At 60.2% G+C, this 23624-nt stretch carries 18 protein-coding genes; 9 read left to right on the top strand and 9 right to left on the bottom strand.

The window, feature by feature from the left end:
* Positions 1–44: 44 nt before the first annotated feature.
* From CLU84_RS10250 to CLU84_RS10215, 8 genes are all read right to left on the bottom strand, one after another.
* The gene (locus CLU84_RS10250; protein ID WP_099737076.1) at positions 45–1673 is read right to left on the bottom strand and encodes a DHA2 family efflux MFS transporter permease subunit; all 1629 of its coding nucleotides are present in this window, start codon (positions 1671–1673) and stop codon (positions 45–47) included.
* A gap of 16 nt (positions 1674–1689) precedes the next feature.
* Positions 1690–3039, bottom strand: coding sequence for an HlyD family efflux transporter periplasmic adaptor subunit (locus CLU84_RS10245; protein ID WP_099737075.1), 1350 nt, complete (start codon positions 3037–3039; stop codon positions 1690–1692).
* An 85-nt stretch (positions 3040–3124) separates the two neighbouring features.
* Positions 3125–4585 (bottom strand): efflux transporter outer membrane subunit, encoded by a 1461-nt coding sequence (locus CLU84_RS10240; RefSeq protein WP_099737074.1) that lies wholly within the window; start codon positions 4583–4585, stop codon positions 3125–3127.
* Positions 4586–4670: 85 nt separating this feature from the next.
* A complete protein-coding gene (locus tag CLU84_RS10235) occupies positions 4671–5204 on the bottom strand; it encodes a MarR family winged helix-turn-helix transcriptional regulator (protein ID WP_233209994.1) in 534 nt (177 codons plus the stop codon).
* A gap of 235 nt (positions 5205–5439) precedes the next feature.
* Positions 5440–5910, bottom strand: a complete 471-nt coding sequence (locus CLU84_RS10230; protein ID WP_099737073.1) for a CopD family protein — start codon at positions 5908–5910, stop codon at positions 5440–5442.
* 339 nt (positions 5911–6249) lie between these two features.
* The gene (locus CLU84_RS10225; protein WP_369826857.1) at positions 6250–7452 is read right to left on the bottom strand and encodes a GGDEF domain-containing protein; all 1203 of its coding nucleotides are present in this window, start codon (positions 7450–7452) and stop codon (positions 6250–6252) included.
* Positions 7453–7764: 312 nt separating this feature from the next.
* The gene (gene katG / locus CLU84_RS10220) at positions 7765–9951 is read right to left on the bottom strand and encodes a catalase/peroxidase HPI (protein ID WP_099737071.1); all 2187 of its coding nucleotides are present in this window, start codon (positions 9949–9951) and stop codon (positions 7765–7767) included.
* Between the two features lie 334 nt (positions 9952–10285).
* Positions 10286–10828, bottom strand: a complete 543-nt coding sequence (locus CLU84_RS10215; protein WP_099737070.1) for a PAS and helix-turn-helix domain-containing protein — start codon at positions 10826–10828, stop codon at positions 10286–10288.
* A 74-nt stretch (positions 10829–10902) separates the two neighbouring features.
* Here CLU84_RS10215 and CLU84_RS10210 point away from each other — a divergent pair, with 74 nt between their 5' ends.
* The 3 genes from CLU84_RS10210 (at position 10903) to CLU84_RS10200 (ending at position 13811) form a co-directional block, all read left to right on the top strand.
* Positions 10903–11604, top strand: a complete 702-nt coding sequence (locus tag CLU84_RS10210) for a CoA transferase subunit A (protein ID WP_099737069.1) — start codon at positions 10903–10905, stop codon at positions 11602–11604.
* Positions 11605–11613: 9 nt separating this feature from the next.
* Positions 11614–12252 carry a 3-oxoacid CoA-transferase subunit B gene (locus tag CLU84_RS10205; RefSeq protein WP_099737068.1) on the top strand — a complete coding sequence of 213 codons (639 nt, stop codon included), beginning with the start codon at positions 11614–11616 and terminating at the stop codon, positions 12250–12252.
* Positions 12253–12461: 209 nt separating this feature from the next.
* The gene (locus CLU84_RS10200; protein WP_099737067.1) at positions 12462–13811 is read left to right on the top strand and encodes an HD-GYP domain-containing protein; all 1350 of its coding nucleotides are present in this window, start codon (positions 12462–12464) and stop codon (positions 13809–13811) included.
* Positions 13812–13839: 28 nt separating this feature from the next.
* Here the strand turns inward: CLU84_RS10200 and CLU84_RS22030 are convergent, their stop codons facing one another.
* A complete protein-coding gene (locus CLU84_RS22030) occupies positions 13840–14013 on the bottom strand; it encodes a hypothetical protein (protein WP_158235181.1) in 174 nt (57 codons plus the stop codon).
* A gap of 78 nt (positions 14014–14091) precedes the next feature.
* On the opposite strand from CLU84_RS22030, the gene imuA reads away from it, so the two are divergent.
* From imuA to CLU84_RS10170, 6 genes are all read left to right on the top strand, one after another.
* Complete coding sequence (gene imuA / locus CLU84_RS10195; RefSeq protein WP_099737066.1) at positions 14092–14988, top strand: translesion DNA synthesis-associated protein ImuA; 897 nt, start codon at positions 14092–14094, stop codon at positions 14986–14988.
* Between the two features lies 1 nt (position 14989).
* On the top strand, positions 14990–16432 hold the full coding sequence (locus tag CLU84_RS10190) for a DNA polymerase Y family protein (protein ID WP_099737065.1): 1443 nt from the start codon (positions 14990–14992) through the stop codon (positions 16430–16432).
* Positions 16425–19820 (top strand): DNA polymerase III subunit alpha, encoded by a 3396-nt coding sequence (dnaE, locus tag CLU84_RS10185; RefSeq protein ID WP_099737064.1) that lies wholly within the window; start codon positions 16425–16427, stop codon positions 19818–19820. Before CLU84_RS10190 ends, dnaE begins: the two co-directional genes overlap by 8 nt.
* A 296-nt stretch (positions 19821–20116) precedes the next feature.
* Positions 20117–21106, top strand: coding sequence for a tripartite tricarboxylate transporter substrate binding protein (locus tag CLU84_RS10180; protein WP_099737063.1), 990 nt, complete (start codon positions 20117–20119; stop codon positions 21104–21106).
* A gap of 392 nt (positions 21107–21498) precedes the next feature.
* Complete coding sequence (locus CLU84_RS10175) at positions 21499–22845, top strand: C4-dicarboxylate transporter DctA (protein WP_233210123.1); 1347 nt, start codon at positions 21499–21501, stop codon at positions 22843–22845.
* Positions 22826–23578, top strand: a complete 753-nt coding sequence (locus CLU84_RS10170; protein ID WP_369826856.1) for a GntR family transcriptional regulator — start codon at positions 22826–22828, stop codon at positions 23576–23578. Before CLU84_RS10175 ends, CLU84_RS10170 begins: the two co-directional genes overlap by 20 nt.
* Positions 23579–23624 lie beyond the last annotated feature (46 nt).

The raw sequence follows: 23624 nt of genomic DNA, 5'->3' as shown, positions 1-23624 counted from the left end.
CTTGAAGCTTGGCGTTACTACTCTGTGCTTTTACTCTGCGTTTCTCAATGCGCGCCAGCGGCTGCGTCTGCTCCGCCACCGGCCTGCGGAGCAGGGCGCTTGGTGAACCAGATCAGCACGATCAGGCTCAGGAACAGAAAGGACGATGCCAGAAAGATATCGTCCGCAGCGCGGGTGAAGGCTTGCTGGTCAATCAGCCGGTTGATCTGTGCATAGGCCTGCTCTGCACTCATGCCCGCCGCCTGCAATTGCTTTACGGTGATGGCAAACGTGCCCTGGCCTTGCACCAGCAGCTCTGTGAGGTGAGCGTGGTGCATGGAGGCCCGGTTTTCCCACAGGGTCGTGGCAATGGAGGTGCCCATTGCACCCGCCGTAATCCGCACAAAGTTGGACAGGCCTGCGGCTGCCGGAATGCGATCTGGCGTCAGCCCGCTGAGCGTGATGGTGGTCAGCGGAATGAAGAAGAAGGCCATGGCGCCGCCCTGAATCAGCGTGGGAATCAGGATATGACCGAAGTCCGTCTCTACAGTGAACTTCGAGCGCATCCACAGTACCAGCGCAAACACCATGAAGGCAGCAGTCGCCATCTTGCGCGGGTCCCAGACGGCGACTTTGCGGCCGACGATGGGCGTCAGAATAATCGCCAGTATCCCCACGGGCGCCAGTGCCAGACCGGCTGAGGTGGAGGTGTAACCCATCCACTGCTGCAGCCACAGGGGCAGCAGCACCACATTGCCAAAGAACAGGCCGTAGGCAATCGACAGCGAAATCGAGCCGGCCGCAAAGTTGCGCCGCTTGAACAGGCGCAGGTCGACTACCGGGTGGGCATCGGTCAGTTCCCAGACCACGAACACGGCAAAGGCAACGACGGCGATCACGGCAAAAGCAATGATTTCATTGGAGGCAAACCAGTCCAGCTCCTTGCCCTTGTCCAGCATCAGCTGCAGCGCGGCGACCCAGAGCACCAGCAGGCTCAGGCCCACGGTGTCGATGGGCAGCTTGCGTGTCGGCGTCTCGCGGCTGCGGTACAGGCTCCAGGTCATGACAGCCGAGAGCAGGCCCACGGGCACGTTGATGTAGAAAATCCACGGCCAGGAGATGTTGTCTGTAATCCAGCCGCCCAAAAGCGGCCCTACCACGGGGGCCACCAGCGTGGTAACCCCCCAAAGTGATAGCGCCACCCCTGCCATGGCCGGGGGGTAGCTGGCTAAAAGCAGGGTTTGCGACAGCGGAATCATGGGCCCGGCGACCAGGCCTTGCAGCACGCGAAAGAACACCAGCATCTCTAGCGAGTGAGCAAAGCCGCAAAGCCAGGAGGTCAGCACGAACAGCAGCACGCTCATGGTGAACAGGCGCACGGCACCAAAGCGCTGCGTGAGCCAGCCGGTCAGCGGCACGGAGATGGCGTTGGCCACACCAAAGCTGGTGATGACCCAGGTGCCCTGGCTGGGGCTGACGCCTACATCGCCCGAGATGGCCGGAATGGCCACGTTGGCGATGGAGGAGTCCAGCACATTCATAAAGGTGGCCAGCGACAGGGCCAGCGTACCCAGCACCAATGGCGCTCCCTTGAGGGGCGGAATGGCGGGCATGGCCATGGGGCGCAGCGGCGGTGCCTTGCCGGGGCCAGTGGCTCCGGTGTCCTCGGGGGAGGCGGAAGAGGGGGAAGTCATGGCTGATTTCCGCCTCTTATTGGGCAGGCTGCTGCTCTTGTTTTGCGGGCTCGGCATTGGCTGGTGTGGCCGCTGCTTCTGATTGCGCGGCAGGCAGCTTGCTCAGCGATGTCAGTGCGGGCAGTTTGTCGCCTGAAATGATGTGCTGAATGCGCTCTTCGGCCTGCGCCAGCGTGCCGTCATACACCGCAGTCTGCGCCACGGGCGTGGTGCGGGGGGCGTTGGCCAGCGCCAGGCCATCCTTGTCGCGGATATCGACCTTGACATCCATGGACAGGCCCACGCGCAGGGGGTGCTGCTTGAGGGCTTCGGGCTCCAGGCTCACGCGCACGGGCACGCGCTGCACTACCTTGATCCAGTTGCCGGTGGCGTTCTGTGCTGGAAGCAGTGAGAACGCTGCGCCGGTGCCTGCGCCAAGGCCCACGACCTTGCCTTCATAGGGGGTCTTGTCGCCATACACATCGGCGGTCAGCTCTACCTTCTGGCCCATGCGCAGGTCGGCCAGCTGGCTTTCTTTGAAGTTGGCATCGACCCAGAGGTTGTGCAGATCCACGACCGTCATCATGGGTGCGCCTGCCGCCACGCGCTGGCCCAGTTGCACACCGCGCTTGGCGACAAAGCCATCCACGGGCGAGATCAGGCGTGTGCGCTGCAGCGACAGGTAAGCCTCGCGCACTTTGGCGGCGGCGGCCATCACGGCGGGGAAGTCTTCTGCCGTCGTGCCCTTGGTCTGCGCTTCAGCCGCGGCTAACTGGGCCTTTGCGGCGCGCACCGCGGCATCGGCGGCGACCACAGCGTTGCTGGCGGCTGTGGCTACGGCCTTGGCGTGGTCAAACTCCTCCTTGCCTACGGCACCGGTGGCGGTCAGGGGGCGACGGCGCTCCACATCGTCGCTGGCCTTGGCGGCATCGGCCTTCAGGCGCAGCAGGTCGGCTTCGCGCTGGGCGACTTGTGCGGCCAGCGGGGCGTTGTTGGCATACAAGGTGCGGGTCTGACGCGCGGTTTGCGACAGCTGGGCTTCGGCCTGCGCCAGCTGCACCAGATAGTCGGCAGGATCCAGTTGCACCAACACCTGACCGGCCTTGACGTAATCGGTATCGTCCGCGCCAATGCTGATGACGGTGCCGCCCACCTGAGGCGTGATTTGCACCACATTGCCTGCGACATATGCATTGTCTGTGGACTGGTAGTTGCGGGCCACCATCCAGTGCCAGCCACCCCAGGCAATGGCACCTACGGCCACGGCGGCGGCCACGATGGTCAGGCCTTTGCGGCGACCTGTAGGGTTGGCGGTGGGCGAGGCGGAAGCGGGAGCTTGAGGGGCTGCGTTGGTTGCGGTGCTTTGTGGCTTGGTGTTGTCGGTCATGATGTTTGGCGCTTTGTTATCTGTATGAGTGGTTTTGCTGCCAGGGCGCGCCTCTAAAGGCTGCGCCCAGTGAAAAGTGATGGACTCAGTTGCCGCTGACCTGCACGGCCTGCGTGTCGTCGCTCCAGCCTCCACCCAATGCGGCGGCCAGCGCCACGCGGGTGTCCAGCTCGCGGGCCCGAAGGTCCACGGCGAGGCGGCGCTGGGTGATGAGCTGGGTTTCGGTGTTCAGCACCGTGATCTGGTTGCCCAATCCGGCGCGGTAGCGCTGCACGGCAAAGTCATAAGCACGCTCGGCCTTGGCCAGTGATTCGGTCTGCAGCGATTGCTGGCGCTGCAGTGACTGAACCGAGGCAATGGAGTCCCCGGCCTGCTTGACGGCATCCAGCACCGCACCGTTGTACTGGGCAATGGCGGTATCCAGATCGGCCTGCTTGCCACGCAGTTGGGCGCGCAGGCGCTTGCCATCAAAAATGGGCAGGCGCAGAGCGGGCGTAATGCCCAGCTGACGTGAGCTGCCTTGAAACAGGTTGTCCAGCCCCAGCGCGTTCAGGCCAACAAAGGCGGTCAGGTTCACATCGGGGTAAAAGTCGGCCTTGGCGGCATCAATGCCCTGCGTCGCAGCTTCCACGCGCCAGCGTGCGGCCACGACATCGGGGCGACGGCCCAACAGGTCAGCGCCCAGAGTCTGGGGCACGTTCTGAAGGCGCAGTGCCGCCAGCTTGGGCGACAGCGCATTTTGCGCATCGGGTGCCTGCGCGCACAGCACGGCAATGGTGCGGCGCGTGAGGGTAATTTGCTCATTGAGCATTTCAATCTGCGTGCGGGCCTCAGGCATACCGGCCTGTGCTTGCGTCAGTTCGACCTGACTGTCCAGACCGGCTTTGGTGCGTTGCTCACTCAAACTTAAGAGCGACTGGCGCTGGCCCAGCGTGCGCTCGGCCACTTCTCGCTGTGCAATCAAACGGGCCAGAGCGACATAGCTGCGGGCCACTTGCGCGGCCAGCTGAGTCGCGGCTGCGGCTGAATCGGCTTTTGCTGCGCGTGCCTGGCCCAGGGCCGATTGCAGCTCGGCCGAATGCTTGCCAAAAAAGTCGGGGGCCCAGGACAGGCCGGCCTGTACATTGCCGCTGTTATAGAAATTGCCGGCGATAGGCGCGGGAATCATGCCGTTGGCCGTATAGCGCTGGCGGGTCAGGTCTACGCCTAGCTGACCGCGAATATCGCTGGCCGTGCTGCTCGCGGTGGCAAGGGCCGCTGCTTTTTCAAAGCGGGCATTGCTGGCTGCCAGGCTGGGGCTGCCAGTCAGCGCCTGATTGATGAGCTGGTTGAGCTGGGCATCACCCAGCCCTGTCCACCACTGGGGGGAGCTCAGGGCTGTGGCGTCTGCGGCGCTGATGGCCGAGATGCCCGTCAGGCCTGTATCTGCCGCTGAGATCTGCGCCAGCGGTGTGTGGACCGGGCCTTGGGAGGCGCAACCAGCCAGTGCCAGTGCGGCGACCAGGGTCGCGAGCGCGACGGTGTTGCGTTGAGTGCGTTGGGTCATGGAAAAGTGCCAGTGGTTTTTATTGAAATGGGGCAGTGAGGTCAGTCGTTTCAGGCCTGCTGAGGTGATGCAAGCCCGAGCCGGTTTATTCGGTGGGATCTGGCGGTGCGTGCTGCAGCGCTTCTCGCAGGGCATCTCCATTGGCCAGCATGCGTTGCAGCATGGAGAGCATCAGCGCGCATTCGCTATGGCTGAAACCGCTGAGGTGGCCGTTGAGCACCTGGGTCAGCACCTTGGGAACCTGTGTGGCCACGCTGCGGCCTTCGTCGGTCAGCACCAGGTGCACCACGCGGCGGTCGGTGGTGGAGCGTTCACGGCGCAGCAGGCCCTTGGCTTCAATGCGGTCCAGCGCGCGGGTCACAGAGGCCGGGTCCATGCCCAGCGCCTTGGCCAGATCGCTGCTATTGGTGTCGGCGCACAACAGCAGCTTGTACAGCGGCAGCCATTGCACATAGGTCAGTCCATGCTCGGCCAGTTGTGCATCGGCCTGCTGCAGGATGGAGCTGAGTACGCGGCGCATCAGAAAGCCAATGCTTTTGTCTGGCGAATAGACGCCAGCTCTATAGAAAAAGCTGGATTCGTCTTGTGGGTCGATGAAGGTGTCGGATGGGGTTTGCACTTGCACCACCAATATTTGTTTGGTCAATGATTGAGTTGGCAATTATTGTGCAAGTGCAAAAAAAAGTCAGCAGGATTTTTTACCTGTGCAGCGTGAGGCAGAGGCTCGGATAATCCATTTGCTATGAAAATGGAAGCTTTTTGCGCTTGATGGATAAGCGATTAGTGCTTGTTAAATCAAAAAAAGCCCAGCTATGAACAGGCCGGGCTTGGGCGGGTGAAGGTCGGGGTGCGAGTTACAGCGGCACGCGCAGCACCACCACAATCACCAGGCCGATGGCCAGATTGAGGGACACTAATTTGCGAATGCTGTCGAGCGCCTTGCCGCCTGCGGGCCAGTCTTTGGCCTGAACGGCCGCATCAAGGCGCTTGAACAGCGCAAAGCGGATGTGGCCGAACACGGCCATCATCACCACGCCGAGAATGCTCATCACAATCCAGCTGACGGGCATATTGAACTGCCCACCCGCCTTGGCGGCCATGGCATGAATGCTGCCAATCATGCCTATGCCCGAGGCCAGAACCACGACGACTAGTACCAGCACCCAGGCAAAAAAGCGCTGTAGCACGCCGTGCATCAGCTTGACGCGTTCTGGCGGCTGCAGCACTTGTAGGGACGGGCGCAGAAAGAAATGGGCAAAAAACATGCCGCCTACCCAGATGAGTACGGCCAGAAGGTGCAGAAGTTTGAGCAGAATAAAAAGCATGGGCTGTGGGGCTTGAGTGGGAGAACGCTGCAAGCCTAACGGAGATCGTCCTGCCGGTGGAGCGCAGAGACTAAATAGCGTGTCTCTCAGCTTGTTCAAGGCTGATTAAGCTGAGCCTCAAAGAATCGAGAGAAGGGTTCGATTGTCAGATTCAGCGAAAGTAGGTAGAACCAGTTGCAAGTCTTTGTACGGGGGCTGGGCTTTTCTCAATAAGCCATGGATCTGGAATGTGACTTGTGGATCTAAGGCTTCAAAAAATTCTGCCACTATCAAAAAAATAGCTGTCAGCGCTTTACTTATAAGCACTGACAGCTATTTTTTTCAAAATTTACAGATCCCTCAGATATGCGATGCGCTGATTCCAGGGTTGGGCATGGTGTGCTCAAAGCCAATGTTCTGGTAGTTGTTGCCCGAGACATGGACTTGATCGCGCCCCGCATGCTTGGCGGCATACAGCAGGTCATCGGCCTCCTTGAGTGCAGTTTCAAGCTGCTTGGCGTTTTCGATGGGGGCAACACCAAAGCTCATGGTCAGTGTGGCGTTTTTGGGCAGCACGGAATGATCGGATCGAAGCTCAAGCCGTATGCGCTGGGCGACCTGTTCTGCCTCTGTCAGGTCTATGCGTGTCAGCAGCATGACAAATTCTTCACCGCCAAAGCGGGCAACCAGGTCAAAGCCGCGCACATTGCGCTGCAAGGTGGCAGAGATTAGTTTGAGCACCTCGTCGCCGCGGCTATGGCCCCAGGTGTCGTTGATGCGCTTGAAGTGATCAATATCGCCCGCCAGTATGGCCATGGGGAACAAACGCTTGTCCTGCAGTCGGCGGCGCGCCAGTTCATAAAAAGCCCGGCGATTGAGAATCTGGGTCAATGAATCCTGATCGCGTTCGTTGCGCAACTGGCGAATGGTGGCGCGGATGGCAATGGCAGCCATCAAGACGGTGAAGAAAATGGCAAAAAACAAAGTACTCATCGCACTAGCGAACCAGTAGACCGAGTTTGCAAATTTCTCGAACTCTGAATGGCCCAGCACTGTAATGATCATGGGCCGGGTGATGGTTATCACGGAATAGATGAAGGCGCTGGTGAGCAAAACCTTGTCCAGCCAGTCTGGTGAATGTCTGTGCCGCAGTGCTGACAGCACGGGTAGCAGCATGATGAGGCCTATGCCTGCGCTGGAGATGTGCACGCGCGCCAAAAGGTTGTTGCTGTAGTAAATAGCGCTGAGGAGGGTGAGCAGGGCGATCCCAAGACTGACTCTGGTCTGAATGGGGACACGCCAATGCTCGGCCCAGCACTTGGCCAAAAACCAGCCGCCCAGCAGGTAAAGCGTGCAGCTGACGGCTGCGTAGCGATACAGCATCTCTGTGGATGCCGTACTTTGAAAAGCGAAGGGCAGGGCGGTGAGTGCGTAGGCGCAGCATTGCCAGAGCAGGAAACGTTGCTGGCGTTGAAAAACCCAGCATAGAAGCAGCAAGCCGGACAGGAACAGCAATGTCAGGGCCGGAGCCAGTACATAAAGGTGTTCCTTGCCCATGATTATTTCAGGCCTCGCTGACGACGAATCTAAAACTGCTCAAGCACATGGTGGACCCTTGCTTCAAGGTGCTTGCTGGCGGTGAGCGCAAGCTTTGCGACGTTTTTCATGAGAATTAACAATTAAATACGAAGGATGTGCAATAGGGTTTTGACTTTTCTTTAAAAGCCTGAACGGTGACATCAATGGGTGGAATGGGGATCAAGTTCAGCAAAATGCGAAGGCATTCATCTGAGCGCAAAAAGCACTCCGAAGAGTGCTTTTGAGAGGCATGTTTTTGGGTGAGTGAGGTCTATGCCTCATACACCTCTTGCGTCGTCAGACCTTTTTCAGATCAAAGCGGTCTAGGTTCATCACCTTGGTCCAGGCAGCCACAAAGTCCTTGTAGAACTTGTCCTGGTTACCCGTTTCTGCATACACCTCGGTCAGGGCGCGCAGGATGGCGTTGGAGCCAAACACCAGGTCAACGCGGGTACCTGTCCACTTCTTGGCGCCGGTCTTGCGGTCTACGCCTTCGTAAGTGCCATCCTGCAGGTCAGTCCACTGGGTGGCCATGTCCAGAATGTTTACGAAGAAGTCGGTTGTCAGCTGGCCGGGCTTTTCCGTCAGCACGCCGTGCTGGCTGCCATCGGTGTTGATGTTGATGGCGCGCAAGCCGCCGATCAGTACGGTCATCTCGGGGGCGGTCAAGGTCAACAACTGCGCCTTGTCGATCAACAGTGCCTCTGGCGACGCTGGGAACTTGCCTTGCAGATGGTTGCGGAAGCCGTCAGCCTTGGGCTCCAGATACTTGATCGAATCCGCATCGGTTTGCGCGGCAGACGCGTCGGTGCGACCTGCGGTAAAAGGCACGGCAATGGTCACGCCAGCGTCGGCAGCGGCTTTTTCCACGCCCACGCCACCCGCCAGAACGATCAGGTCAGCCAGCGATATCTTGAACTCGGCACGGATGCTTTCCAGCTTTTCCAGAACCTTGGCCAATTGCGCGGGGTTGTTTGCCGCCCAGTCTTTTTGGGGGGCCAGGCGAATGCGGGCCCCGTTGGCACCACCGCGCTTGTCGGAGCCGCGGAAGGTGGAGGCCGAGGCCCAGGCTGTGCCAACCAGCTCCTGCACACTCAGGCCAGAGGCCAGAATTTTGGCCTTGATGGCATTGACAGTGGCTTCGTTCACCGGTGCTTCTGTGGCGGCAGGCACCACGTCTTGCCACAGCAGCTCTTCCTTGGGGACTTCTGGGCCGATGTAGCGCGAGCGGGGGCCCAGATCGCGGTGAGTCAGCTTGAACCAGGCACGGGCAAAGGCTTCAGCAAATGCCTGTGGGTTCTCCAGAAAACGACGAGAAATTTTTTCGTAGACAGGGTCCACGCGCAAAGCGATGTCTGAGGTCAGCATGGTGGGCTTGCGCATTGCGCCGCCAGCGTCGGGGGCGGGAATGATGTGGCCTGCATCCTTGGCTACCCACTGACCGGCACCGGCGGGGCTCTTCTCGCGCTCCCACTCAAAGCCGAAAAGGTTGTCAAAGAAGAAATTGCTCCACTGCGTGGGGGTCTGTGTCCAGGTCACTTCCAGGCCGGAGGTGATGGCGTCTGCCCCCTTTCCCGATCGGAATGAGCTGGCCCAGCCCAGGCCTTGTGCTTCCAGACCGGCTGCTTCAGGGGCGGCGCCTACGTGGGATGCGTCGCCTGCGCCATGGGTCTTGCCGAAGGTGTGGCCACCCGCGATCAGGGCGACGGTTTCTTCGTCGTCCATGGCCATGCGGGCAAAGGTCTCGCGAATATCGCGGGCCGAAGCCAGCGGGTCGCCGTTACCGTCCGGGCCTTCCGGGTTCACGTAAATCAGGCCCATCTGAACGGCAGCCAGCGGGTTTTCCAGTTCGCGGTCGCCAGAGTAGCGGCTGTTGGCCTTTTCGCTGGTGGCCAGCCATTCTTTTTCAGCGCCCCAGTACACGTCCTGATCGGGCTCCCAGGTGTCGGTGCGACCGCCGGAGAAGCCGAAGGTTCGAAAGCCCATGGTTTCCAGTGCGACGTTACCGCACAGCATCATCAGGTCGCCCCAGGAGATTTTGTTGCCGTACTTTTGCTTGAGCGGCCACAGCAGGCGGCGAGATTTGTCGATGTTGACGTTGTCGGGCCAGCTATTCAGCGGCGCAAAGCGCTGCTGAGCACGGGCTGCGCCACCACGGCCGTCTTGCACGCGGTAGGTGCCGGCTGCGTGCCAGGCCATGCGGATGAACTGAGGGCCGTAGTGACCGTAGTCGGCAGGCCACCAGTCCTGAGAGTCCGTCATCAGCTTACGCAGATCGCGCTTGAGACCCTCATAGTCCAGCTTCTGGAATTCTTCAGCGTAGTTGAAGTCTTCGCCCAGAGGGTTGCTCTTGGCGGAGTGCTGGCTCAGCAGCTCCACCCGCAAGCGATCTGGCCACCAGTGATCGTTGGTAGTCCCATTGCCGACGGCAGCGGTTGCACTGTTCTGGCCTTGGTGGAAGGGGCACTTGGATTCTGTAGTCATGGGGCTCTCCGTTTCAACGATCCGACAAGTCGGTGGGGTTAGAAAACTGATACCAATCATGATTTGGTATCGATCAATTAGATTCGATAGCTGTTTGCAATTGATTGAGGTGAATTATCAGTGCAGGGCAGGCAAAACAAGCGTTTTGCGCTATTGAAATTACTAAGCCGCGTCATAGTAATAAATGTGATGGAGGCTTTTTTGAGGGGCTTGCCGCAGTGCTTTGCTGCTTCAGATAACAGGCAGGGCTTGAGCTTTCAAGCCTATGCGAGCGTGCGCATTTGCACAAGCGCGAGATGTCAAATGCCGTGCTTGACCTACCGCTTGAGCGGCCTCACCCAGCCACCAGTTTGTGCACCAGATCGGCGGCCGTGGATGCACCGTATTTGCGCATCAGGCGGGCTCGATAAATTTCTACCGTACGGTGGCTGATGGCCAGCGCCTTGCCAATTTCCTTGCTGGTCATGCCTTCGAGCAGGCGCGCCGCTACTTCGCGCTCGCGGCCTGTGAGCTCGGCTTTGACAGGGCGCTGGGCCGAGAGATCTTCAAAGCTCCAGATGCCCGAAGCATGCGGGTCATCGCGATCGAGGGTGCGGCCGCTGACATGGCACCAGAAGACCTCGCCATTGGCGCGCTTCATGATGCGGTTGTCGGAATAGATGCCTGTGGTATTGAGAATGGGGGCGATGCGCGCGCCCAGCCGCTCGTATTCATCGACACTGGGGTAAAGCACCTGGAACGTCTGGCCTATGAGTACCTCGCGCGATGCATGGAACATTTCACATAACTGTCGATTGCAGTCGATCATGATGCGGTTGCGCGAAATGACAAGACCGACGGGGGCTGAGTCAAACGCCAACTGGTAATCCACATTCATAGTACTGCTCTTTACGAAAAACTACTTACTTGAGTACGTAGTATCGTAGAGCATCCCAAATAAAGGAGACATGTGTGAAAAAGCTCTACCCATCCGCAGATGCGGCGCTGCAAGGCGTTGTGGCTGACGGGCAATTGCTGGCCGTTGGCGGCTTTGGCTTGTGCGGCATTCCTGAAGCCCTGATCGACGCTGTGTGCGCCAGTGGCGTCAAGAATCTCACTGTGGCTTCCAACAACGCTGGCGTGGACGGTATTGGTCTGGGCAAGCTGCTGGACACCCGCCAGATCAAGCGCATGATCGCCAGCTACGTGGGCGAGAACAAGGAGTTCGAGCGCCAGTATCTGGCCGGTGAGCTGGAGCTGGAATTCACTCCCCAAGGCACGCTGGCCGAGAAGATGCGCGCTGGCGGCGCAGGCATCCCTGCGTTCTTTACCAAGACCGGTGTGGGTACGCTGGTGGCTGAGGGTAAAGAGCTGCGCGAGTTTGATGGCGAAACCTATGTGATGGAGCGCTCCCTCGTGGCCGATGTGTCCCTGGTCAAGGCCTGGCGCGCGGACAAGAGCGGCAACTTGCAGTTCCGCCTGACGGCGCGCAACTTCAACCCTGCTGCGGCAACCTGCGGCAAGGTCTGCGTGGTGGAAGTGGAAGAGCTGGTGGAAGTGGGCGAGATCGCGCCTGACGACATCCACCTGCCGGGCATCTATGTGCACCGCATCGTGCACAACGCCAATCCCGAAAAGCGCATCGAAAAGCGCACCATCACTGAGAAGAAATAAGGAGCTGTCATGCCTTGGACCCAAGACCAGATGGCCGCGCGCGCGGCCCAAGAACTCGAAGACGGCTTCTACGTCAACCTCGGTATCGGCATTCCTACGCTGGTGGCCAACCACACCGGTGACAAGGAAGTGTGGCTGCAGTCTGAAAACGGCATGCTGGGCATTGGCCCCTTCCCGACAGAAGACCAGGTCGACGCCGACCTGATCAACGCCGGCAAGCAGACCGTGACCACGATCCCCGGCTCAGCCATTTTTGGTTCCGACCAATCATTTGCCATGATTCGTGGCGGCAAGATCAACCTGTCCATTCTGGGTGCCATGCAGGTGTCCGAAAAGGGTGACCTGGCCAACTGGATGATTCCCGGCAAGATGGTCAAGGGCATGGGCGGTGCCATGGACCTGGTGGCGGGCGTCAAGCGCGTCATCGTGCTGATGGAGCATGTGGCCAAGAAAAAGGACGGCACTACCGATTTGAAGATCTTGCCCGCCTGCACCCTGCCGCTGACTGGCGTGGGCGTGGTGGGCCGCATCATCACCGATCTGGGTGTGATGGATGTGACCCCCGAAGGCCTGAAGCTGGTGGAGCTGGCTGACGGCGTGAGCTTTGAAGAAATTCAATCCAAGACTGGCGTGACGCTGATCAAGTAAAGGTGTCGGCAGGACCTTGACCCCGTTGACCGCGTCCAAGTCAAAGAACCGCCAAGGCGGTTCTTTTTTTATGCTGAATCTGCATATTTGATAGCTGCAATCGCAAGTGGATAAAGCGTTGTAAGCGGTTTATGCTGAATAAAGTTACAAAAAATAATGCAATCTGCAACAATTGGGTTTGATTGAGCAGACAGAAACAGAGCACTTTGATGAGTGAGAACGCTGGTGCGGCAGGGCACGAGACCGATGTACATTTTTTGCGCGCAGTCACCGATATGGCCGAACATACGGAGGTGATGACAGGCGATGCAATCTATACCGAGAAGGGCATGAAGTTGGTGGACAAAGGCACACGTGTGGACAGTCGTCTCTATGACCGTCTGGTCATGCACAAGCTGCGTGACCCGATTGATGCCAACCTGATCACGGGTAATTTGGTTGATGTGGCGTCTCTGGTGACCTTGGCACGACAGCAATGCGAGCAGGTCGAGTTGCTGCATCGCATGGTCAGTTCCGTGGGGGATCTGGAGCGCCTGCTGGCACCCATCAAGGGCTTGCTGCTGCCTCAGGCCATCGCCTTCAAGCTCACCGTGATGCGTGAGCAGCGCGAGGACCTCTATCACCACAGCCTGCAGATGGCGCTGGTGTCGATTTTTCTGGCCCTCAAAAACGGCTGGACCGAGCGTGAATGCGTGCCGCTGGCCACGGCGGCGCTGCTGCACGATGTGGGCATGCTCTATATGGACCCGGTCTGGACCGATCCGGATCATCGCTTGAGCGGCGAGGAACGCAAGCATCTGGTCGCGCATTCCGTCACCGCCATGCTGGTGGTGCGCAGCACCGAGCTGTACTCGCGTGCCGTCGAAATCGCCGTACTGGAACACCATGAGCGCATGGACGGCTCCGGCTATCCGCGCGGCATCAAGGGCAACGCCATCTCGCCCATGGGGCAGGTGCTGTTACTGGCCGAGGTGGTGTCGGCCTTCTTCGAGAAGTTCACCGATATGCCCGGTCAGCGCCTGTCACTGATGCTGCGCATGAACCACAAATGCTATCCGGCCGATCTGGTGCACCTGATCCTGCCGCTGCTCTACGACGAAATCAGCCCTGGTCAGCCGCTTGAGCCGCTGCAGGCCGAGTTCTCGCACAGCATCGCCGCACTCGAAGCTGCACTGCGCAAATGGACGGAACTCAAAAGCGACTTCCCCGAGCAATGGCAGCAAATGCCCGATGCACAGGCTGCGGTTTTGGTGGAAGCGAGCCTGGCGCAGCTGCAAAAACAACTGGCCGAAGCGGGCTCACACCCCAGCCAGCAGATGGATGTGCTGAGCTACCTCAAGGACGACGCGCTGGGCATGAGCGAGCTGGCGTTGCTCAACCGTGAGGCCCTGTGGCAGCTGCAGGCCATCATGAACGACTGTTTGCGTCGTCGGCCAGTGCCGGATCATGGCGGGTCGATGTTTGATCTCGCCGCGGTCGACTGGTGCGAGGCCTGTGCCCAGCTGATGCCGCATGCGGGTGCGGCAAGAATGCATGCTGCAAAGCAGTCGCTGAACTGACCGAGTTACGGCGAAAGAGCAGAGTCTGTCAACTCAAGTTTGATAGCTGAAAGCGCTTGATCAGAAAGCGCAAAGCCGTGATTTCAATCGGAATTTTTTGCATCACGCCGCCATGCGGCGTGCTTTCCCATTCTGGCTTTCGGGTTTTTGAGAATTCTATTTTGATAGTGCATGGCTGTTGAGGCCAAAGGGCTGCGGGCATCTGCGGCCTTGCATCAGGCCTTGTTTTGCGGAAAAACACAGATAACTGTATATTTGTACAGTACTCTGGAGTTGCCGCATGAACACCCAATCTTTGACCTCTTTTGCACGCTCCGGCGCACGGCCCGGTATGGCCGTGTCTGGCCTGCTGCGGGCCGATGCTGAGCAGGGCACACAAGTGGGTTCACGGCCTGCGGGTGCGTCGGCCATACAGATTCCCGGTGTCTGGCGTGGCACGGACTGCCAGCTGGACAGCGGCCAGACTGTCTGGCCCAGCGGCCATGCGGCTCTGGACCGGGAGCTGCCCGGTGGCGGCTGGCCGGGCAATGCCTTGATTCAGGTGCAGCAGCCAGTGCATTGCCATGCGGAATGGTCCTTGCTGCTGCCCGCACTGGCGAATCGGGTGCATCGGCTGGCGGGGCTGCGGACCGAGCATGTGGTGCTGGTGGCTCCGCCTTATCTGCCGTTTGCCCCTGCCTTGCAGGCAGCAGGTCTGGACTCTGAGCGCCTGTGCTGCGTTCGGCCGGGTCGTTCTACCCAGGAGCTGGCCTGGGCCTGCGAGCAGGCTCTGCATTGCCACGATGTGCTGGCGGTGCTGGCCTGGCTGCCCGATCTTTCTTTATCGGTACAGCGGCGCTTGCAGCTGGCGGCGGCCTCTCAGGGCCGACCGATCTGGTTATGGCAAGGTCTGCAGGCCGAGTCGCACAGCTCGCCTGCCGCCTTGCGGCTGAGGCTGGAAAGACGCGCGCCAGACCCCGCAGCTCGCCATGTGCCGGGTTTGCAGCTTCAGATACTCAAGCGCCGCGGCCCTTTGCTGGAAAAGCCGGTGCAGCTATCACTTCTGCAATGGGCATGGCTGCCAGTGCTTCAGGCCCAGGCAGACAGGCAGGCGCGCCAAAGCGAGGACGCCGCAATGCTGATGCAAGGACGGGTGGCTGCGCCTGTGATGGCTTCCAACTGGGCGGCGGAGGCATGAGATGGATTGCCGAGCTCACTGGATTGCCTGGCCTGCCGCCTGCTTGAGCGAGTCAAGCCCGATTCCCGACAGCGTCTGCTGGTGGGCGCTGGAGTTCTCGCCGCGCGTTGTTCTGCTCGAAGACGCACTGCTCATGGAAACCAGCATGGTGCAGCGCCTGTGGGGCGGCATCGAGGCCATGCTGGAGCGGCTTGACCAGTCTTTTGCCCAAGTCTGTGTGCCAGCACCCGGGCAGGCATCGGTGCAGCAATCGCTGCGCGCACAAGGCCTCACTGCCTGGCAGGCTCTGGCCCGGCTCAGACTGCAGCAAAAATGCCTAGAGCAAGGGCAAAGGCGTGTTTCACTGGAGGGAATCGATGCGCTGCCCTTGTGGACCCTGACGGCTTTGCAGCAGCACAGTGCCCTGCTGTCGCGCCTGGGCTGCCAGACCTGGGGCGATGTCCGCGCCTTGCCGCGCGCAGGCCTGTCGCGTCGCCTTGGGGCCAGGACTTTGCGCGTGCTCGACGAGGCTTATGGCGTGCTGCCTCAGCCGCTGGACTGGTTGCAGCTGCCGCAGCAATTCATACAGCGCCATGATCTGGGTTACCCGGCTCACAGCGCCGATGCGGTACTCCAGGCTGCTCAGCCGCTGCTGCGAGCGCTGCAGACATGGCTGCAGGCCAGGCACCATGCGGTGCTGGCACTGCAATTGCGCTGGCATCATGATCTGCGCCGTATCGATGGGCAGGAGCTGCCGCCCTGGGATGGGCTTTGTATCCGCACGGCCCAGCCCACACAAGGCATGGATCATTTACAGCGCCTGTTGCGTGAACAGCTGGCGCAGCGGCGCTGGCGCGCGCCCGTGGATATGCTGGAGCTGCAGGCGCTGGAGACCATGCCCTGGTCTGCCGAGCCACAGAGCTGCCTGCCGGTGTCGCAGGGGCAGGGCATGCCCGACAGCCTGGCCTGGCATGAGTGGGTGGAGCGCCTGAGCGCCCGCTGGGGTGACGATGCCGTGCAAATGGTTCAGCCTCTTGCCGATCATCGGCCTGAGGCCATGCAGCGCTGTCAAAGTGCGATGAACCTGCTGCAAAACCCCAAACCCGTTGGGACGAAAAATAGCCAAACCGGCTGCGCCGACCCCTGGCAAGCTCTGTGGCCGCCCTGGTTGCTGCCACAGCCCCAGGCCTTGGATGTTGAGGGCAATCGCCCGCAGTGGCTTGGGCCGCTGCAGCTCAAGGCGGGCCCGTATCGCCTGGAGGCGGGGTGGTGGGATGGCGAGAACAAAGGGCAAGAGGGCGCGCAGTCTGGCTCACAGACCGGGCTGGCGGTACGCGACTATTTCGTGGCCTACAACGCCGTGGTCGGTCATGTCTGGATTTATCGCGAGCGTGTCCGGGCCGATACTCCCATGCGCATGGCAATCGGCTCCGTCAACTGGTTTGCCCAGGGCATCTATGGCTGAGTTGATCATGACCGAGTTGCTCGCTCCCGCACTGCTGCCTTCCGCACCACCGCCCGCTGTCACACCAGCAAGTCCCCAGACCCAGGCCATGGGCAGGAGGGGGCCTTTGGTCTATGCGGAGTTGCATTGCTTGTCGCATTTCAGCTTTATGCGTGGCGCATCCTCTCCGGCCGAACTGGTGCACCGCGCCAAAAGTCTGGGCTATGCGGCGCTGGCGTTGACCGATGAATGCTCGGTGGCCGGAGCTGTGCGTGCTTTCGAGGCGGCGCGGGACTGCGACCTGCATCTGATCTACGGCAGCGAATTTGTCTGGGGAGCACTCAAGATCGTGGCGCTGGCGCGTGATCTGCAGGGCTGGGGCAATCTCTGCGAATTCATTACCGTTGCCCGCAGTCGGGCCGGCAAAGGTGCTTATGTGCTTGATGACACCAGTCCCTGGCATTTGCTGCGTCAGGGCTGTGAATGCCTGCTGCTGCCGCAGCGCAGCCAGTTGAATGCTTCTGATTGGATAGCTATCAGCGCTTGCCTGAAAAGGGTCTCAGGCTATTTCAATGCTGAAAACCTATGGCTGGGAGTGGAGCTGCATCTGGCACCCGATGACAGCCTGTGGCTGCAGAGTCTGCAGCAAGTGGGTACAGAGCTGGGGCTGCCGTTGCTGGCCTGCGGCGATGTCCATATGCATGCACGCTCGCGCAAGCCGCTGCAGGACGTGGTGACTGCTGTTCGTCTGGGCAGGATGGTTGCCGAGTGCGGTTTTGCCCTGCAGCCGAATGCCGAGCGGCATCTGCGTTCGCGTCTGCGGCTGGCTTCGCTCTATCCCAAGGCCATGCTGGAGGCGACGCTGGACTTGGCCAGGCGTTGCAGCTTCAGTCTTGACGAGATTCGTTACCACTATCCGCAGGAGAGCGTACTGCCCGGCATTACGGCCACGCAGACCCTGGCCTGGCTGACCTGGGAGGGCGCGGCAGGCCGCTATCCCCAAGGTATTCCGGAAGACGTGCATACCCAGCTTCTCAAGGAGCTGGCGCTGATCGCGGATCAAAAGTACGAGATGTACTTTCTCACCGTGCATGACATCGTGCGCTATGCGCGCAGTATTGGCATTCTTTGCCAGGGGCGCGGCTCGGCGGCCAATTCGGCGGTCTGCTACTGCCTGGGCATCACGGCGGTGGACCCAAAAGGCAACCATCTGCTGTTCGAGCGCTTTATCAGCAAGGAGCGCAAGGAGCCGCCCGATATCGATGTGGACTTCGAGCATGCGCGGCGCGAGGAGGTGATTCAGTACATCTATGACAAATACGGGCGCGACCGCGCCGCGCTCACGGCAGTGGTCAGCTGCTGGCGCAGCCGCAGTGCGCTGCGCGATGTGGGCAAGGCGCTGGGTCTGCCAGCGGACTTGATCGATGCCCTGGCCAAGGGGCAGTACTGGTTCAGCGAGCATGCCCAGGCCGAGGCGGTGGATTCGGCCGAGGAGGAGCATGCCCCTGAAGTCCTGCCCGAAGACTGGGTGGAGCGCAAGCTCAAGGAGGCCCAGGTACTGGCTCAGGAAAAAGACTGGGCCGTCGGCGCCCACCAGTTGCGTCTCTGGATAGAACTGGCCTGGCAGCTCAAGGACTGCCCGCGTCACCTGAGCCAGCATGTAGGCGGTTTTGTACTGACCGAGGGCAAGCTCACGCGCCTGGTACCCGTGGAGCCTGCCACCATGGACAAGCGCTCAATCATTCAGTGGGACAAGGACGATCTCGATATCGTGGGTCTGCTCAAGGTCGATGTGCTGGCCCTGGGCATGCTCACCATGCTGCGCAATGCATTGAATGAGCGCGCGCGTTGGCGCGGCGAGTTATGGGAGCTGCACCAGATTCCCCAGGAGGACCCGGCCACCTACGCCATGATTTGCCGCGCCGATACCGTGGGCACTTTCCAGATCGAGAGTCGGGCCCAGATGAGCATGCTGCCGCGCCTGCTGCCTCGCACTTTTTATGATCTGGTGGTCGAGGTCGCCATCGTGCGGCCCGGCCCTATTCAGGGCGGCATGGTCCACCCCTATCTGCTGGCGCGCGAGCGTGCACGCCGGAATCTGCCGCTCAAGCTTGAAAAGCCGGAGCTTGAAGATGCGCTCAAGCGCACCTTTGGCGTGCCCATTTTTCAGGAGCAGGTGATGCAGATCGCCATCGTTGCCGCGGGTTTTTCACCGGGCAGGGCGGACGAGCTGCGCCGCTCCATGGCCGCCTGGAAGCGAAAGGGTGGCGTGCATCGCTTTCGAGATGAGCTCGTTGGCGGCATGCTGGCCAAAGATTACAGCCCCGAATTTGCCAATGCCATCTTTGCGCAGATGCTGGGCTTTGGCGAATATGGCTTTCCTGAAAGCCATGCCTACAGTTTTGCGCTGCTGGCCTATGCCAGTGCCTGGCTCAAGCGCCATGAGCCGGCGATATTTCTGCAGGCTCTGCTCAACGCCCAGCCCATGGGCTTTTACTCACCCTCGCAACTTGTGCAGGATGCGCGCCGTCATGGTGTGCGCGTGCTGCCCGTGGATGTTTGCCACAGCCACTGGCTATGCACGCTGGAGGCACCTTTGCAGACCCTGCGCGGCGTGGAGCAGCCCCAGCCTGCCGTGCGCCTGGGGCTGAACCGGGTCGCCAGGCTGAGCAGTGCTGCAGCGCTACGCATTGAGGAGCAGGCAGCGCAATCCCCATGGGCGGATGTTGCCGATTTGGCCATCAGAGCCAGGCTAGACAGGACTGATATGGAAGCCCTGGCCGCTGCCGATGCGCTGCGCAGCCTAGCCGGTCACCGCCGCCAGCAGATGTGGGATGCTGCGGCCCAGACCACTCTGCCGCCCATTTTTTCCCAGGCACCGATTCTCGAGCCGCAACTGGCGTTGCCGCCGGCGAAAGAGGGCGAGGAAATCATGTTCGACTACGCCGCCACGGGGCTGAGCCTGCGCCGCCACCCGCTAGCTCTGCTGCGCCCCAGGCTAGCACGTCATGGCCTGAAAACTGCAGTCGAGCTGCGTCAGATGCTGCCCGGGCAGAAGGTGCGGGCCTGCGGCATCGTCACCGTGCGCCAGCGCCCGCCCACGGCCAAGGGCACGCTGTTCATCACCCTGGAAGATGAGACTGGCGTTATCAATCTCGTAGTCTGGGCCAAGACCTTTGCACGCTGGCAAGCGCCGCTGCTGGCCTCGCGCTTGCTGGCCGTGGAAGGCGTATGGCAGACAAGTACGGCTCCGCAGCTGAATGCCGAGGAATACAAGGGAAAACATGCTCATGCCCAATCAGATAAAGCGCCAACTGCTCACCATTTGGTAGTGCTGCGTGCCAGGGATATGACGCGCTGGCTGGGGCGTTTTGCGCAAGTGGGATTGAGCAGCCGCGATTTTCATTGAGGCCGTTGCTTTGATGGCACCGGCTGTGGCGAAAGCGCTTGCGCTGTACGGCTGTCAACAAGAAAACAGAGTGGGCGCTTGTCGAAACAGTCCGAAAACACAAACCAATTCGGCAATGAGCTGCCTTGATCAACAGAGAAACCGGTGCGGCAGTAAGAACGCAGTCGGCTTGCCATGCTCTGGTTTCTATGTATTCCAAATCTTGAATTAAAAAGGACAATGAAATAAATTTTGTTGAGCAATCAATTGTGTTTCGATGATGGATTGCTTGTGATCCTTGCTGAATATTGCACACCATGAATCTGAGTCCAGCCGCCTTCTCTCGACGCACCTTGTTTGCCTGTGCCACAGCCTTGTTGGGAGGCTCGCTGCATGCGCAAACCGCCTATCCCAGCAAGCCGATTCGCATTGTGGTGGCCTACGCTCCCGGTGGCTCGGTCGATATGGTGGGGCGCGTGATTGGCGATGTCTTGGCCAAGCAGCTGGGCACCACCGTGGTAATCGAGAACGTGCCCGGAGCCGCAGGTGTGGTGGGCGCGCAGCGTGTGGTGTCTGCCAAGCCCGATGGCTATACCTTGCTGGCAGGATCCAGCAACGAGATGGCCGGTACCAAGTTTGTCAACGCCGCGCAAAAGTACGATCCGGCGGTCGACCTGACACCAATTGCGCTGACTGCCTCAGCCCCCAATCTGTGGGTGGCGGGTGCCCATGTGCCGGTCAAGAATATTGATGAATTCATCAAGCTGGCCAAGGCCAATCCCGGCAAGTACAGCTATGGCAGCCCTGGCATTGGCTCCACACCGCATTTTTCGGGTGAGCTGATCAAGAAGACAGCCGGTGTCCATCTGGTTCACATCCCCTATAAGGGATCGCCTGCGATGACTGCCGATCTGGGTGGAGGCAATCTGGATTTCGCCATTCTCTCGCCTATGGCCTCGGCGCCTCTGGTGCAGTCAGGCAAGATCAAAATTCTGGGTGCCACCACGGCCGAGCGCATCAGCACGCTGAAGAACGTGCCCGCGCTGGCTGAACATCCTACGCTCAAAGGCTATGCGCTTAGCGGCTGGTTTGCGCTGGCAGCCCCCAAGGGCATTCCCGCAGACATCGTTGCCAGCCTGCAAAAAGCGGTACAGGCCGGTCTGGCCGATCCTGCTATCCGTCAGAGGCTGGAGGTTGCAGGTACCCCGCCAGCCAGCGGCACCGAAAGCCTCGCTCAGGTCATTCGCACCGACATGGGCAAATATGCCGAACTGGTGAAGTTCGCCAAGATTACGCCAGATAACTGAGCGATATTTCGCTGTACAAAAAACGCCTCCTTGAGAGGCGTTTTTTGTTTTAGAGCTACTTGGCGGGCGCTCATATTGCTTATGTCAGCAGCTATCAAATAAATAGTGCATGAATCCCACGGGGCCGGGGTCTGCAACATCGTGCTTGCGTGCACCGTCTCTGGGCCTGTCTGCAGTTTGTGCCCCGTATGCGGGCAGCTTGTTTGATAGCTCTGCACCAAGGCAGGGAGGCACTTGGATTTCATACCTGCAAGTCAAGACTGATCGTCTCTGAAGTGGCGGAAATCTCAAGGGAATACCCTCTTCTGGCACGGCTTTCGCTTATCTACATTCTTGCATACAAGTTTTTAATGAACTTGCATACAAGAATCTCTAACATGCGAAAGACGACTATGCGCCGCTTTGCCAAATCACTTTTCGGACAGGTGGTGATCGCACTCATTCTGGGTGTGCTCGCCGGATTATTGGCCCCTGAGTGGGCCGCCAAACTCAAGCCCTTGGGCGATGGCTTCATCAAACTCATCAAGATGATCATCCCCGTGCTGGTGTTCTGTGTGGTGGTGCATGGCATCGCGGGCGCAGGCGACCTCAAGCGCGTGGGCCGTGTCGGCGTCAAGGCGCTGATCTACTTTGAAGTGCTGACTACCGTCGCCCTGGCGCTGGGCCTGGTGCTGGCCTTTGTCTTTCAGCCGGGCACGGGCATGAATGTGGACACGAGCAAATTGGATGCCTCGGCCATGAGCGCGTACGCCAGCAATGCCGACAAGCTGACCAGCGGCGGTACGGTGGACTTTTTGATGAAGCTCATCCCGACCACGGTGGTGCAGGCCTTCGCCACGGGCGATGTGCTGCAGGTGCTGTTGTTTGCCGTGTTGTTCGGCTGTGGCCTGAGCATGCTGGGCGAGCGAGGCGCTCCGGTGAGCGCCTTTATCGACACGCTGTCGCATGTGCTGTTCAAGATCATGGGCATCATCATCAAGCTGGCGCCTCTGGGCGTGCTGGGAGCGATCTCGTTTACCGTGGGCCAGTACGGCATTGGCTCGCTTAAGCAGCTGGGCATGCTGGTGCTGCTGTTCTATGTGGCCGTGGCCTTTTTCGTCTTCGTGGTGCTGGGCCTGGTGATGCGCCTGTCGGGCTTCAGCCTGATCAAGCTGCTGCGCTATCTGCGTGAGGAACTGGCCGTGGTCTTTGCGACCACATCGTCCGACAGCGTGCTGCCCCAGATCATGGCCAAGCTGCGTAACATGGGTGTGCGTGATTCCACCGTAGGTCTGGTGATCCCCACGGGATATTCCTTCAATCTTGACGCCTTCTCGATCTACATTACGCTGGCTGCCGTGTTCATCGCTCAGGCAACGAATACGCCCATCGGCATGGCCGATCTGCTGACCATTCTGGCCATCGCCCTGGTCACGTCCAAGGGTGCCCATGGTGTGCCGGGCTCGGCCATTGTGGTTCTGGCTGCCACCCTGCATGCGATTCCTGCGATTCCCGCCATCGGACTGGTGCTGGTATTGTCTGTAGACTGGTTCATGGGCATTGCCCGTGCTGTCGGCAATCTGATCGGCAACTGTGTGGCCACCGTGGCCATCGCAGCCTGGGAAGGTGATATCGATCGTGAACGCGCTCATGCGGTGCTTGATGGTCTGGTTGACAATCCTGAGCCTGCCGATGTCCTCAGCCCGGCACCGCTTGTCCAGTCGGCTTCTCCCATCCTTCCTGCCCACCCGGTCGTCTAATGAACCCTGTATCCCCCTACATATCGCCGAGCGCGTGGTGGAATCCATCCTGGCCCAGAAACTGGCGCCCGGCGAACGCCTGGGGGAGCAGGAGCTGGCCGACAATTTCGCCGTCAGCCGCACCATGGTGCGTGAAGCGCTGATGCAGTTGCAGGCGCGCGGCTTTGTACAGGTTCAGCCAAGGCGGGGCTGGTATGTGGTTCAGCCCACGGTGGAAGAGGCACAGGACGCCTTTGCCGCGCGGCGCATCATCGAGACCGGCATCTTGAGCGAAGCCGGTCGCCCCATGCAAAGTGTGATCGGCCAGTTGCGCCGCCACATCGCCCAGGAGCAGCAGGTCATAGAGGGCGCAGATGCGGCCACGCGTGCCTTTTTGCTGGCCGATTTCCATGTCTGCCTGGCCGAGCAAATGGGTCATCGTTTGCTGGCATTAACGCTGCGCGATCTCACGGCCCGCACCACGCTGGCCGCCACGCTCTACCAGTCCACGCACAGCGCGAATCAGTCGTGTGCCGAGCACGAGCGCATCGTGGCTGCGCTGGAGCGAGGGGATACCGAAGCGGCCAAGACCTTGATGCTGGAGCATATCGGCATGGTGGAGCGCTCGCTGGATATCCGTCCACCCAAGCCTCCTCCTGTCGCCGGTGACCGACTGCGTGCCACGCTGGCACCGGTCAGCGCAGAGCTACTTGCGGATTCTGCGTTGACCAGTATGGAAAAGCCGGTTGTCTAAGGTCTCGGTGGTCTTGTTCGGGCAGACGGCTGGGGTGATGGGGTAC

Source organism: Comamonas sp. 26, assembly GCF_002754475.1.
GTDB lineage: Bacteria > Pseudomonadota > Gammaproteobacteria > Burkholderiales > Burkholderiaceae_C > Comamonas.
This window is presented reverse-complemented; position numbering and strand designations above follow the sequence as displayed.